Consider the following 15,350-nt stretch of genomic DNA (forward strand, 5'->3'; position numbering starts at 1 on the left):
AGTACTTGTAACCACAAGAAGGACAGAGCTTAGACTTACAAGTAATAGGGAACAGGTGTGTAACGGGACAGTGAGGACATTTGAACTTGACAAAACCTTTTGAAATATCCCTGCAGGCAAGAAATTTATCAATGGAAAGTTTAATATGTTCAAGGTGACTGTCGCCAATATTATTTTTCTTGCAAAATTTTAAGGAATCTAGTAAAATATTGTTGTTACTGAAAATATATTTCAGTTTATTTTGTGTAATGTTTATCATAAATATATTATACAAAAAAATCAGCCGAATTTCTATTCGGCTTTTTTTAACAATTTTTAATAGAAATGCAATAAAATTATTGTAGAATTAAGATGTAAAAATAGCTAATCTGTTATTTTTATTTCAATTTTTAAGTAGATTGACTATAATTTGAAAAAGATTAAAATAAAATTTTTTTTATAATAAAAAATTAAAACATTTTTCTATTGACAAATTGAAAAAACGAGGTAACATAGGAATATAAGAAACATTAATTGAAGGATAAAAGAAGGTGTAATTATGAGTAAAGAAGAATTGTTAAAAAAATTAAAAGGTAAACTGATTGTTTCATGTCAGGCATTACCGGGAGAGCCTCTTTATATAGAAAATGGGACTATAATGCATCTTATGGCTAATGCGGCGGTACAGGCTGGAGCAGCTGGGATAAGAACTAATGGAGTAAGAGATATTGAAGAAATTAAAAAAAACTTAGATTTACCTGTTATAGGGCTAATCAAAAAGCAATACGAAGGATTTCCTCAGCATATAACTGTAACGATGAAGGAAATAGATGATTTAGTAAAAGCTAAAGCTGATATAATTGCATTGGACTGTACAATGAGAGAACGTCCTGAAGCAAAAACAATAAATGAATTTATAAAAAAAATTAAGGAAAAATATCCTGATGTGCTATTAATGGCAGATATTTCAACATTTGAAGAAGGAGTGAATGCTGAGAAAGTGGGTATAGATTTTGTAGGAACAACACTTAGTGGATATACTCCCTACAGTAAAAAATCAGAAGGTCCTGACTTTGAATTAGTAGAAAATCTTGCTAAAACGCTTCATATTCCAGTAATAGCCGAAGGAAAGATACATGAACCAAAGCAGGCAAGAAAAATGTTGGAATTAGGAGCTTTTGCAGTAGTTGTAGGAGGTGCTATAACAAGGCCTCTTGAGATTGCTCAGAGATTTGTTAAGGAAATGGAGAAATAAAAATTGTTTAATCTTTTAATTTATAACAAAATAAAAAATATTCTAAATAATGTTTAATAGAAACTTTGTATATCCAAAAATATAAAATTGATATTAAACCTTTAAAATCATACAAAAAATTAGTAATTAAAATAAATATTATTATAGAAAGGAAAGTATTGAAATTGTTTTAGAACATAGGAAAGGAGCAGGAGAATTGATATTTTAAATGGTTTCAATATGGTGTATGTTATGAAAAATAATGGAATTTTTGCAGTATTACAGAAAATAGGTAGGGCTTTTATGTTGCCTATCGCAGTTTTGCCAATGGCGGGGATACTTTTAGGAGTGGGAGGTTCTTTTACAAATCCCGTCCTTATAAAAACGTATAATTTAACTTTTCTTGAACCAGGGACTCCGTTAAATTACCTTATGCAGCTGTTTTCTAATGTGGGATTATTTGTTTTTGCAAATTTGCCTTTACTGTTTGCAGTTGGTGTGGCTATAGGGCTTGCAAATAGAAATAAAGAAACTGCAGCATTATCAGCTGTTTTGGGATTTTTGCTATTTCACACTATAATAGGGACAATTTTGAGTTTTCAAGGTATAACTGCTGATTCAGTAACTTATGATGCTCTTGTTGGAAAAGGTTTGAGTGAAGCTGCGGCAAGGGGGACAGCAGCATTATATGCGAAAGAACTTGGAATATTTACATTACAGACAGGTGTGTTTGGTGGTATCGTGTGTGGTATTGTGGCTTCGGCAATTACAAACAAATTTTCAGATAAAAAATTACCTGATTATTTGGCATTTTTCAGCGGAAACAGATTTGTGCCAGTTATGACGATTATTTTATTTATTCCTTTGGCGGCAATATTTCCGTTTATTTGGCCTACAATCTTTATGGGAATTGTAAAAGCTGGAGAAATGTTTGCGGCAACGGGAGCGATAGGAACATTCTTTTATGGATTTACAATGAGATTGTTAAATGTATTTGGATTACACCATGCTATATATCCTCTGTTCTGGTATACTCAGCTTGGAGGTTATCAGGAAGTAGCGGGACAGATGGTAGCAGGAGGACAAAATATATTCTTTGCACAGCTTGCAGATCCAACAGTGAAACATTTTAGTGCGACAGCTACAAAAACAATGACAGGCGGATTTTTACCTATGATGTTTGGATTACCTGCGGCAGCACTTGCAATGTACAGAACTGCAGATGATAAAAATAAGGCGGCTATAAAAGGAATATTATTGTCAGCTGCATTGACATCATTCCTTACAGGAATAACTGAACCGATAGAGTTTACTTTCTTATTTGTAGCACCTGCACTATATGTAATTCACGCATTGCTTGAAGGACTAGCATATATGCTGATGTATGTGCTTAATGTAGCAGTAGGAATTACATTCTCAAGAGGAATTATAGATTTTACTTTCTTTGGACTTTTACAAGGAAATGCGAAGACTTCATACTTTTGGATACTAATATTAGGGCCTGTATACGCACTTGTGTATTATTTTGTATTCAAAACATTAATTCTGAAATTCAATATTCTTACACCAGGTAGAGGAGATTCTGAAAATAAACTTTATACAAGAAAAGACTATAACGAAGCTAAAGGAAATACAGAACTCATAGATGATATAGTGGTTTCATTAGGAGGAGCAGAAAATATCGAAAATATAGATGCCTGCATTACAAGACTTAGAGTTACTGTAAAAGATGCTTCTATAGTTGCTGATGATGCAAGATGGAAAGAATTGCAGGCAAAAGGTGTAATTCGTTCTGGAAAAGGAATTCAGATAGTATATGGAACTCAGGCTGAAACATACAAAAACCAGATAAGAGAAAAATATAGAATATAATTTTTACAAATTTTATTTATTTTCGGTTTTAAAGTTCAAATTATACAGAAAATCTGATATAATTTTCTCAAGAATAAGAAATAATTATAGACGTGAGGAAATAAATGATTTATTTTATTGGAGGAAAAAAGCAGAGGGAATTTAAGTATTTTGAACTTTTGGAGAAAATTCGGAAGGAAAATGTTGGAATTAGTGAAAGTTTTTTTGATGTGGATTTAAAGGAAAATGAAAAATTTTTGGAGAAAATAAATATTAATTCAATATTTTCAAATCAGGAACTGGTTGTACTAAAAAGAGCGGAAAAGCTCAAAAATATTGAGGAAATTTTGAAATACATAGCAAACCTTGAAATTGTGAATAAGGAAATTATTATTGATTATGACAGGGAAGACGGTAAATTTGGAGTAAAATTAAAAAAGTTACTGGATGAACTTAGTAAAAATAAGCAAATGGAAGTTTTTTTATTTCAGAAGGAAACGGAAGAGGAAATTCGGGATTATGTTGTAAATGAACTGAATATAAATGCAAGAGATGTGGCAATGCTTCTAGAAATGATAGGGAACAATCCATTCAAAGTCAGAAATGAAGTTGCAAAAATTAAGATTTTTCTGGATGGAAAAAAGTTTGATATTGAAAAAATTAAAAATATCGTGTCTATTGAAAAAGATTATCAAATTTATGAAATGACACGAAACATATTAATAAACAATCCAACGGATGTAATGAGATATTTGGAGCAAAAAAAGGAATATATGGGAATTTTGTATTCCCTTTACAATGAGCTTGAAACAATGTACAAAATAAGTTCATTAAAAATGAAAGGGAGAAAATTCAGCAAAAATTACAACACTTTTAAAATGGAATTTGAAGAAATAAAGGAAATTTTCAAATCCAATAACAGAATTCCAAATTCTTATGCAATTTTCAAAAAATTTGAATTGGAGCAAAACTATACAAACGTCAATTTAAAAAAATTAGTTTTTAGATGCTGGGAAATCGAAAAGGATATAAAAACAGGGAAAATTGAGATGGAAACTGGAGTTGAAACATTAATAATGGAAATTTGTTCATTTTTTAGGAGAAAATAATTCGAGAAATTATATGTTACAAAGTAAAAAAATGGGGGGATATTTTTATGAAAACTGAACAGTAAAATTTTCTAAAAAAAGAAATTTTAGGTGAAATCATATTTTTTCAAAAATTTTTGAACTAATAGATTTATACTTGGCTCTAAAACTTTTGCTTCGTCAATTATAAAAAATCAATTTAAATTTGAAAACCCAGATTATAATTAATCTATTCAAATTTAAATATTTAACAAATATTAGCAAGAAGCTCCTGCTTCTTTAAGTGAGAATAGTTCATGTTCTATATTGAAGAAGCTCGAGCAAAGTTTAAAAATAAATATAAAAGAGGTGTATTTGTAATGGGAATATTAAAAAAAATATGGAATATGCTTCCAGAAGGGCGTCCAATTTGTGTTCCAGAACCTGAAGCGTGGGGAGTAAAACAAGAGGAAAACAAGGAAAGTGACAAAAATTTAAATAAAAAAGATAATGTGGAAAAGGTAAAAAATAACGCAGGATAAACACTTGAAAAATAAGGTAAATAGTTTTATGTTTCCTAACAGTCCTATCTAATAATCTGATTTTCATTTACAACAAGATCCAAAACTATATCGTGCTCTTCTATTGGAACGTTCTTGATAATCTGAAAATTATAGCACACACCAATAAATAAAACTTTTTTATTTTTTTCTCGAACTTTTTTCAAAAACGTATCATAATATCCCCCACCAAATCCAATCCTATTTTTCCCAAAATCAAAAGCAATTGCTGGAACAATTACAATATCTAAAATTTTTTCATCATAAAAATCATTGGAAGATGATTCGTAATACCCAAATTTGTGTAAAATAAGTTCATTTTCATTGTATTTATTAATTTTCATTTCCCGATTTTTGCTATCTGTAATTTTAGAAATAAAAAAATTTTTCTCAGGATAAAGTTCCATTAATTTTGTAATTCTTACTTCATTTTTCATATCCATAAAAATCATTACATTTTCAGCATTTTTTATAAATTTTTCCAAATTTTTAATAATCAGACTGCTTTTTTTCTCAACTTCTTCATAGGATAAATTATTCCTTTTTTTCAAAATCTCTTTTCTAATTTTATCTTTTTCTGTCTGTAAATCCGTTTTTCGATTTTTCATATTAAAACTCTCCTTAAAAAAATAATTCTGTTATCTGTCCCTAATAATTATAATATTTTTATAGTTATAATTTTCTATCATTCTTCTTTGTTTTTGTTCTTGATAGATAAATTCAATTTTTTTAATTACTTATAAATAAATAGTTTTAATAAATTACTTAATTTTCATTGGAATTCCAGACACAACAAAATACACTTCATCAGCTCTGTCTGCCACAACCTGATTCATTTTTCCCGCAATTTCACGAAAATACCGCCCCAGCGGATAATTTGGTACAAGTCCCATTCCAAGCTCATTTGATACAATTACGATATTTTCAAATTGATTTGCCACATTTAACAATTCATTCACTGAGTTTTCCACATTTTTATTCAACTTTTCCACGATTTGAACATATGATTTTTTGTCAAAATTATTCCAATCAACATCTTTTTCTTCAAAAATTATATTAGTAATCATATTTGTAAGGCAGTCTACAAGCATATTATTCTTAATTTCATTTTCTACTTTAAGAAAATATTTATTTAAATTATTTTCAAAATTTTTGTAAGTTTCCACTGTAATCCAGTTATTTTGCCGTCTTTCCTTATGTAACCTAACCTTTTCCTTCATTTCCTCATCAAACACAAGCGATGTTGCCAAATACACATTCTCCTGCTTCCCATTATTCAATTTCAAAATCAGTTCTTCCGAAAATTTACTTTTTCCACTTTTCGCACCACCAGTAACAAAAATTAACGCCATTTTTTGCTCCTTTTTTATTTATAATTTTCTACAAACAAAAAAACAACCTTATATAAAAGTTGTTGTTTTTAATTTTTTGTTTCAATCCTTATTTTACTGGATATGTAATTTTTACCACTTTTACTACAAGTTTATTTTATCATATTTTTTTGATTTTTCAAAATTTTTAATTTTCCCTTAAATGCTTTACTTTATCAAAGTGAAAAAAGAGAAAAATATAGCATTAAATTTCTCTCTTTTCTCAAATTATTAAAAAATATTTTAGTTAAGTTTTATTTTTTTCTGCTGTCAATTACTTTTTGTGCCAAATCTCCCATTAATTCTTCGTATCTTATGAGTTTCATTTCAAAATATCCACGTCCTTGCGTGATGGCTTTCAATTCATTGGCGTATTTGAATGTTTCTGACATTGGGGCTTCGGCTACAATTTTTTGTTTTGTGCCTTTGTGGGCTTCCATTCCGATTACTCTACCACGTTTTTTGTTAATATCTCCCATTACATCTCCAATGTATTCTTCTGGAATGATAATTGTAAGTTCCATAATTGGCTCAAGTAAAATTGGTTTTGCTTCCAACATTCCTTTTCTGAAAGCCAAGTTTGCTGCGATTTTGAAGGCTAGTTCTGAGGAATCCACATCGTGATATGAACCGTCGTATAAAACGGCTTTTATGTTAGTTACTGGGTAACCTGCTAAAACTCCTTCTTTGAGTGATTCCCTTAATCCTTTTTCTACCGCTGGAATGTATGATTTTGGTACACTTCCACCTGTGATTGTTTCTTCAAAAATAAAGTCGTCGTCTATGTGAGAGAATTTAATTAACACATCTCCGTATTGTCCGTGTCCACCTGATTGTTTTTTATGTTTTCCTTGAACGTCGGAAGTTCCCTTGATTGTTTCACGGTATGGTACTTTTAACTCGATAGTTTTTATTGTTATTCCAAATTTGGATTTCAATTTTTCGATAACTGTTGCAGAATGGAGTTCTCCTTGTACTCCTAGCACTGTCTGCCCTGTTTCAAGGTTTCTATGCCAAGTGAAAGATGGATCTTCTTCCATTAGACGATTAAGTCCAGAAGACATTTTTTCATCATCATTTTTGTTTAAAGGCTCTATTGCTACGAATAATTGTGGTTTTGGAAAAGTTATTTCCTTTAAGGCAGTTTCTTTTTCATCAGTTGACAATGTATCAGAAGTTTTTGTACTGTTAAATTTTGAAAATACAACAATATCTCCAGCGATTCCCTTTTGAACTTCTTCCATTTTATTCATAACGAATGTGTAAATTTTTCCAATTCTTTCTTTTGATTTTCTATTTATATTAAAAACTTCGCTATCTTGCTTAACTTCACCAGAATAAACTTTTGCATAAGAAACTTTTCCTAAAAAAGAATCAATCGTAGTTTTAAAAATTTGGCATACAAATATATTTTTTTCAGGCTCAATCTTTTCATTGTCATCAGGTGACGGCAAGAAGTCTTTTACCATGTCAAAAGTTGTGTGAAGCCCAATATTTTTCAAAGTTGAACCACAAATAACCGGGATTACAGAGCAGTCAAGCACTCCCTGTCTAAGTCCATGGTGAATTTCAGCTGTTGTAAATTCTTCACCGTTAAAATATTTATTCATTAACTCTTCATCAGTTTCAGCTACCGCTTCCAAAAGCATTTCTCTAATCGGATTTATTTCATCATCCATATCAGAGGGCATTTCCACAGTTGCACATTCATTTTTACTTTTATCAAATTCCCTTGCAAACATATCAACTACATTAATATGTCCACGAAATTCATCTCCACGTCCCCAAGGTACATGAAACGGTGCGATTCTTTTACCATATTTTTCTCTCAACTGTGAAAGGATTTTTTCATAATCAGCTTTTTCATTGTCAATTTTATTTACAAAAATAAATCGTGGAATATTTCTGCTATCTGTCAATTCCAGAGCTGTTTCTGTACCGACTGTAAGATCAGTAGTTCCATCAACAATAATAACCGCTCCGTCAACTGCTGCAAGCCCAGATTCAACTTCACCAAAAAAATCCCCGTATCCCGGAATATCCACAAAATTAAATTTTGCAGCCTGATATTCAATTGCATGTAAACTCAAGGAATTAGTAATTTTTGTATCATTTTCATTGGTTGAAATACGATTGGTAAGTCCAGCTGTAAATTCCAGCCCCTCCACCATATTACTCTTTCCTGAACCACTATGTCCTAAAATCCCGACATTTCTAATGTTACTGTTGTCATATATTCTCATAATGTTTCCTCCCTATATCTATTTTCTTAATTAACAAAATTTACCTTATATTAAATTTTAACTTGAAATACGAAAAAATCAAGTTAATTTTATTATTTTTCTTTAATTGGATAAAATATATTTAAACAAACAAAAAATAAATTTAAGTTTGAATATAACGAAATATTAAAAGGTTTATTAAAACTAAATAAAGAAAAAATAGCTATTATAAATTTCCGAGATTTTAATTATTTGAAAATAGTAGTTTTTTATCTTTTGATGGAAAAATTTGTAATAAATTCGTTATTCAAATGGAATTTAGTATTAGATTTGAATAAAATCGTTATATTTTTTAGTATACTTTTAAAACAATTTTACTGGTAGTTTAGGCATACATAGAACATTTGGTTAAAAAAATAATTGACAATTTTGATTAATCTGGTAAAATGTAATGTAACTATGTTTCTTAAAAGATTTTGTTAATTTGATTTATAATAAGACAAAATATGTAATAGAGCTATTTTTAAATCTGAATTGAAAACAAAAATTACAACATAATTTTTATATTTTATAAAATTTAATTTTGAAAGAAAATATGTTTTAATTTTTTATAATTAATTTACTTGAAATTTCAAATTATGTTATTTTACTAACAAACTTAAATTATAATAGAATAATTTTTTTAATTAAATATGATCTGACAGAAAAATAATTACAAAGATTTTAGAAAAGGAGATGTGTTAAAATGACAAATAATCTGCAAAATGTAAAACGGGATTTACGTGCATTTGCAAAGCGATGTAAGGAGGTACATTATACAGACAGCTTGGTGATAAAATTCCTGATGACTGGAATGGTATCAGTCACAAGTAATTTGTTCTCGGAAGTAACAAATAGAAGCATAGAAAATCAAAAGCAGGAAATTTCTACATCAATAAAAAATATGCATCAAAAAGTTAAGGAAACAAGAAGAGAAAATGATAAATTGTTAAAAAATACAAATCTTGAACTTATTCAATTAATGGAACAAGGAGATCATGTTGTAAAAGCACCGTGGAGTAGCTGGCAATATGGTCTAAATTATTTTAACAACAATTGGAATGGTACTTATAAAGGACGTGGGGATAAACAGGAAAAATATCCATATGAAGGAATGTTCCAAAGAAGTTTAAATTCTTTTGAAAGATATACTTCACCTTTAAGTAAAAATTATGGGAAATTAGCTTTAGGTTCAGGTAGACATCTAGCTTCTTCAAATGCAAGAAGTGGATTGGCTTCATCCTATGGAATCGCAAGTAATAATCCGGCTCAGGAGCCAATTGTGGAAATAAATGTGGAAGCATCAATTAGGCCAAAAACAGTAAAAATAGATATTCCAGATTTGGGAATAAGAGCACCACGATTACAAGCACTGACAGTAAATGGAACAGAACCGCCGGCAGTAACGGTGCCAAAACCAGAAACACCTACAAAGGAAGTAACAATTGTTAAGCCAAATGCAAGTCCATTTACAGGTTTTTTCTTTGATGGGAACCATCAATCTGTGCCAGCTTTAGGAGGTACATTTGATGAAAATAATACAAAAAATAAAACAATATATGCAGGAATTGAAGGTGGTTCATGGCTAAACAATCCAACTAATCCAGCTTATGCAAACAAAACAGGATACATGAATGGTAATACACCAACGGATTCAGCAACTATTACTGTAAATTATGGAGTAGCACGAACAGTGCAAGTAGGACGTACAACTAATATTTTGTATAGAGCAGGGAATGGAGGAAGTGATAGTCAATATGGTAATCCTTTAACTTTAGACGGTTTGAATGTGCATGTTAGAGGGCATTATAATGGTACATTAAGTGATCAACAAACCTCAGGCGGAACAAATGATGGAACTGATGTTGGTAGAGGTGAAGATGGAGGAGCTGATCATGCCACAGGTTCTGTTCAAGGAACTATAGGAATTCATACTTTATTAGATGTAAATGTAAAAAATACAAATGCATTTCTATATGGAAGAGCGGGATTCCTTACTTCAGAAACATGGCGTAATGGAGTTGTGCAAATGGAAAATACAAAAGTAGACGTGTATAATGATCAAAATTCAGTTTATTATATTATGCCTTCAGCTTTTGGAACAATAATAGGACATTTGTCACAATATCATTATATGGGAGCACTTAAAGGAAAAACTGATATTAATTTATATGGAGCAGGAAATAACGCTTATTTAACAACTGGTATTTCAGGTGCAAGACATATAGAAAATACAGGTAAAATAAATTCTTATGGAGCTTCTAATATAGTTTACTCAGGTATAAGCTATGTACCAAACTGGTCTAAAACACCATTTCAAGGAGGACGTACAGCAAGACCGGAATTTATAGATAAAAATGGTGCTAACAGTAATGTGATGCAGTCGTATATTAATCTTGGTACTCAAGGAGAAGTAAATTTATATGGAGATGAAAATGTAGGGTTATTCTTTGGTGATTTAATGGGTGGAGTAGATCCTAAATCTTGGGAAATAACACATAGAGATATTGAACAAAATGCAGGATTTAGGAGAAGAGCATCATATATAGGGATATATCAAGGAGAGATTGATTTTAGTGCAAAAATTGGAGATGGATTAGGAGGAGCAACACAAACTTCTGTTGGGAATTTAACTACTCGTACTGATGGTTCTACTACAGGTTATAGTAATCAATGGGTGGAAGGAGGAGTAGGTATATTTTCTCAATCAGGACAAAGGGATGGAATAGTTCCAACTAGAGATTTAGGAGTTCCAAGCGGTTCCTATGGTAATATTGACAAACTTGATAATGATAAAATTCATGCACTTGATGTGGGAAAAGTTAATATACAATTTGGAAAAAATTCAAAAAATGGATTTATGTTCATATCTAAAAGAGGAACGGTTATGAATGTAGCTGAAGACATAACTACACGTACTTATGGTAAACGTTCTGAATACATTACTGATGGTATTGGCACAGTTTTAGCTACAAAAGATGGTATTACAATGGATGGAGATGACGCTTCTACTGGAACAACTATTGCATATTCTGAAGGAACTTGGGACCAAGCTACTCACCAACTTGGATCAAAGGCAGTATTAACAGCAGCAGATATTAAAGACAGTAATAATGAACAATTACAAGGTAAATCATCAGAAGTTAATATATTTGCACCAGTTATACTTGCTTCAAAAAAAGGAATCGCCTATATGGGAGATAATAAAGGTATTGTAAATGCCGGAACTTCAACGAAAGCTATAACTACAACGGCAGTAAACTATCAATCGGTAGTAGGGTTTGCAAGAAACGAAGGAACTGTTAATATTTATGGTGATGTTACAGCGGTAGACGCAAATTCTAAATCTAATAAATTTGAAAATATTGCAGGGCTGGCAACACTGGACACAGAAGCATTGAAAAGTGCGACAAAAGGTGGAACTGTAAATATAAAGAATGGAAAAATTAAAGTAAGCGGTATGGCTGGATTTGCTTCGGGAAATGGTTCTGTTGTAAATATTGATAATGGAACAGGTAATAAGATTCAAACTGGTGAAAATGGAGCATTGGCTGCAATAAATGGAGGAAAAGTTAATTTCAGCGGTGGAACTATTTATCATGAAAATAAAGCTACGTCAAGTGATGTGGTGGCAAGTGGAACAGTTACTGTGGATCATTCAAAATCTACACCATTTTATGCAGATACTAATGCGTCTGCAATAAACTTCAAGGGAGCTACAACAATAAATATGTCAGACGGTATATTAATGCCGGGGACTACAGCTGCTGACTACGAAGGGAATACAAAGGTTGCAACGGCTAAATATCATGGAATGCAGAATGTAACTGTAAACCTTACCGGAGATAACGTGGTATTGCGTACTTACAAAGGGGATACGACTAACTGGACAGGAGGGACAACAGGTTCAAATAATATAAAAAATGATATGCAGCTTGCCGCATTGAACACAAATAAACATGACTACAAGATATATTACATAGACGGTAAATTTAATCTTAATAATAATCAGAACCTGGATGATACAGCAGATGAGTTTAACACAAAATTAGGGCTTTCAAATGAAAAGTTCACTATAGCAAATGGTGTAACAGTAAGTTCTGCGACTGGAAAAGGTTTATCAATGGCTTCCCATGACGATGTTGTGGATAACACAACTACAGGGTATACAAACAATGGAACAGTTAATATAACAGGGGGTACACCTTCAAAGACAACGGCATTGTCTACAAGTTTTGGGTATGTTAATAATAAGGGGACTATCAGCGTAGATAAGGGAATTGGAGCATATGGAATAAATGGAAGCAGCCTTACAAACAATAGTACAATAAATGTCACTTCAAGTGGAGTGGGAATGGCGGCATTTGCTTCAGCTTCAAAATTAAAAACTTATGGAACGGATGACAAAATTTCAAAAGGGACATTGGCAGTGGCTGATAAAGTTTTGGAAGTAACTAATAATGGTAAGATAACAGTTGCAGGAAATGGTTCGATTGGAATGTATGGAAAGACAAATCAGGCGGGAGGAAAATCGAGCGTATCCACTTCAAATGGAGTCATTACAAATAACGGTAAGATAACAATGACAGGAGATAGTGGTGTTGGAATAGTGTCCGAAGGGGCAGGAAACATAATTAATTTGGGAGGAACTGGAAGCGCTGATATTGCAGTGGGGACTAACGGGATTGGAGTTTATGCAAGCGGGACAAAAAGTGTTGTAAACTTTACATCGAATACAGGAGTGGAAATAAAGGACAAAGGTGTAGGAATCTCTGTTTCAAACGGTTCCAGCATAAATCCTAACGGAAAGACTTTTGAAATAAAATACACCGGTGCATCAAATGCTTCTGGGGCAGGAATTTTTTATGATAATACGGCAACAAGTGCAACTAACATAAACATTGTAAATAACAGCAGCGACAAAGGTATCGTTGGACTTTATACGACGGGTGGAACCTTGACAAATACAGGAACAATAATAGATAAAAGTGGAAAAGCCTATGGAATCTATTCCGAAGGTGCAAATGTGATAAATAGCGGAACCTTGACAATTGGAAATAAAGGAAAGGGAATACTTAGTACAGGCGGAGATGTTACATTGACAAACAGTTCTGTGATTACATTGGGAGAAAATGAGGCAATTGGTGTATACACAAAAGGAACTGGAAATAAGGTAACAGCGGATGCAGGCTCTAAACTTACAATAGGTAATGGCTCATACGGATTTATCAATGAAGGGACTGGAAACACAATAACAAGTAATATGACTTCACAATCCGTAGGAGATAGCACAGTTTTCGTATTTTCGAGAGACACATCGGGAACAGTGATAAATAACACGCCATTGACTTCAAGTGGTTCATTGAACTATGGACTTTATTCAGCAGGAACAGTAGCAAACAACGCTGATATTAATTATGGTTCAGGAATAGGAAATATAGGAATTTACAGTACAAATGGAGGAAGTGCAGTAAATAATAAAGGTGTAACAATAACAGTGGGAGCTTCAAGTGTTGGAAATGCCGATCCAAAGGACAATAAATATGCAATAGGGATGGCAGCAGGATATTTTGGGGATGTAGCAACACCTGCCTATACAGGAAACATAGTAAATAAGGGAACAATAAATGTAAATGGTGAATATAGCATAGGAATGTACGGAACAGAAAGAGGGACAAGAGTTACAAATGACGGAACAATCAACCTTAACGCAAGCAATACAACAGGAATGTATCTTGATAATGGAGCATATGGAGTAAACAATGGAATAATCAAGTCAAATGGAACAGGCTTGAAAAAAGTTGTGGGAATGGTAGTTAAGAATGGTTCGACAATAGAAAATAACGGAACAATTGAAATTGATGCCACGGAGGCTGTAGGACTACTTGCCAAGGGAAATTCCGTAGGTAAGAACGTAGGGGTAATTAAAAACTATGGAACTTTAAGAATAACAGGAAGTGGAGCCAGAGATTCACAAGTTCCGACAGAAGGACAGGAAATAGCCAAAGATATGGGAGGAGTCAAAATACATGCACCGGCAGGTTCATCAGTAGCAACAATAACAGTAAACGGAGTGCCTGTGACACCTGAACTGGCTACGACAACAAAACAGGAATACAAGCCGATGGACGTTTCAACAATCGGAATGTATGTGGATACTTCAAGCAGACGGTTTACGACACCGATAGTCGGGTTAAGTAAGTTGAGCACACTAAGAAATGCAGACTTGATAATAGGTACTGAAGCTGCCCAGAATACAACAGGAAAATACATAAAAATAAGTCAGGAAATACTGTCACCATATAACAAGATGATTTTGAACAATCCACAAATTGAAAAATGGAACATCTATTCAGGATCACTGACATGGATGGCAAGTGTGGCACAAAATCAGACAGACGGAACAATACAGAACGCCTACCTGGCAAAAATTCCATATACTAAATGGGCAGGAAGAAAAAATACGCCTGTAAATAGTACAGATACATACAATTTCCTGGATGGGCTGGAACAAAGATACGGAGTCAAAGGTTTAGGAAGCAGGGAAAAACAATTGTTTGACAAGATAAATGGAATAGGAAATAACGAAGAAATCCTGTTCTATCAGGCAACAGACGAAATGATGGGACACCAATATGGAAACCTTCAACAAAGAATCAACGCAACTGGAAACTTGCTTGATAAAGAGTTCAGATACTTAAAACACGACTGGAGAAATCCATCTAAACAAAACAACAAGATTAAAGTGTTCGGTATGAGAGATGAATACAACACTGATACTGCAGGAATCATTAACTACACAAGCAATGCCTACGGTGTGGCTTACGTTCATGAGGATGAAAAAATCAAGATGGGTAACTCAAGCGGATGGTATGCAGGAGCTGTAACAAACAGATTCAAGTTCAAGGACATCGGAAAATCAAAAGAAAATCAGACAATACTTAAAGCAGGAGTGTTCAAGACAATGTCACCGAAGAAGGATTACAACGGGGCATTACAATGGACAATCGGCGGAGATGTATTTGTAG

At 32.5% G+C, this 15,350-nt stretch carries 9 protein-coding genes; 5 read left to right on the top strand and 4 right to left on the bottom strand.

Annotation, left to right across the window (positions count from 1 at the left end):
* A partial coding sequence (locus K324_RS15570; protein ID WP_211231554.1) for a transposase zinc-binding domain-containing protein occupies window positions 1-259 on the bottom strand: 259 nt, incomplete at its 3' end.
* Window positions 260-538: 279 nt separating this feature from the next.
* On the opposite strand from K324_RS15570, the gene K324_RS0108680 reads away from it, so the two are divergent.
* The 4 genes from K324_RS0108680 to K324_RS16045 all read left to right on the top strand — a co-directional run bounded on the left by K324_RS0108680 (window position 539) and on the right by K324_RS16045 (window position 4,673).
* The gene (locus K324_RS0108680) at window positions 539-1,234 is read left to right on the top strand and encodes an N-acetylmannosamine-6-phosphate 2-epimerase (RefSeq protein WP_026748809.1); all 696 of its coding nucleotides are present in this window, start codon (window positions 539-541) and stop codon (window positions 1,232-1,234) included.
* Window positions 1,235-1,465: 231 nt separating this feature from the next.
* Complete coding sequence (locus K324_RS0108685) at window positions 1,466-3,085, top strand: PTS transporter subunit EIIC (protein ID WP_026748810.1); 1,620 nt, start codon at window positions 1,466-1,468, stop codon at window positions 3,083-3,085.
* Between the two features lie 104 nt (window positions 3,086-3,189).
* Window positions 3,190-4,173, top strand: a complete 984-nt coding sequence (gene holA, locus K324_RS0108690) for a DNA polymerase III subunit delta (RefSeq protein WP_026748811.1) — start codon at window positions 3,190-3,192, stop codon at window positions 4,171-4,173.
* A gap of 338 nt (window positions 4,174-4,511) precedes the next feature.
* Window positions 4,512-4,673 (top strand): hypothetical protein, encoded by a 162-nt coding sequence (locus K324_RS16045; protein ID WP_169720576.1) that lies wholly within the window; start codon window positions 4,512-4,514, stop codon window positions 4,671-4,673.
* Between the two features lie 44 nt (window positions 4,674-4,717).
* Here the strand turns inward: K324_RS16045 and K324_RS0108700 are convergent, their stop codons facing one another.
* The 3 genes from K324_RS0108700 to K324_RS0108710 form a co-directional block, all read right to left on the bottom strand.
* Entirely contained in the window at window positions 4,718-5,299 is a 582-nt protein-coding gene (locus K324_RS0108700) for a 5-formyltetrahydrofolate cyclo-ligase (protein ID WP_026748812.1), read from the bottom strand.
* A gap of 153 nt (window positions 5,300-5,452) precedes the next feature.
* Window positions 5,453-6,043, bottom strand: a complete 591-nt coding sequence (cobU, locus tag K324_RS0108705; protein WP_026748813.1) for a bifunctional adenosylcobinamide kinase/adenosylcobinamide-phosphate guanylyltransferase — start codon at window positions 6,041-6,043, stop codon at window positions 5,453-5,455.
* 272 nt (window positions 6,044-6,315) lie between these two features.
* Complete coding sequence (locus K324_RS0108710; protein ID WP_026748814.1) at window positions 6,316-8,304, bottom strand: elongation factor G; 1,989 nt, start codon at window positions 8,302-8,304, stop codon at window positions 6,316-6,318.
* Window positions 8,305-9,028: 724 nt separating this feature from the next.
* Between K324_RS0108710 and K324_RS0108715 the strand changes: the two genes are divergently transcribed.
* Window positions 9,029-15,350: autotransporter-associated N-terminal domain-containing protein (locus K324_RS0108715; RefSeq protein ID WP_026748815.1), on the top strand; the 6,322-nt coding region annotated here is incomplete at its 3' end.

Origin of the sequence: Leptotrichia trevisanii DSM 22070, assembly GCF_000482505.1 — a bacterium.
Lineage (GTDB): Bacteria > Fusobacteriota > Fusobacteriia > Fusobacteriales > Leptotrichiaceae > Leptotrichia > Leptotrichia trevisanii.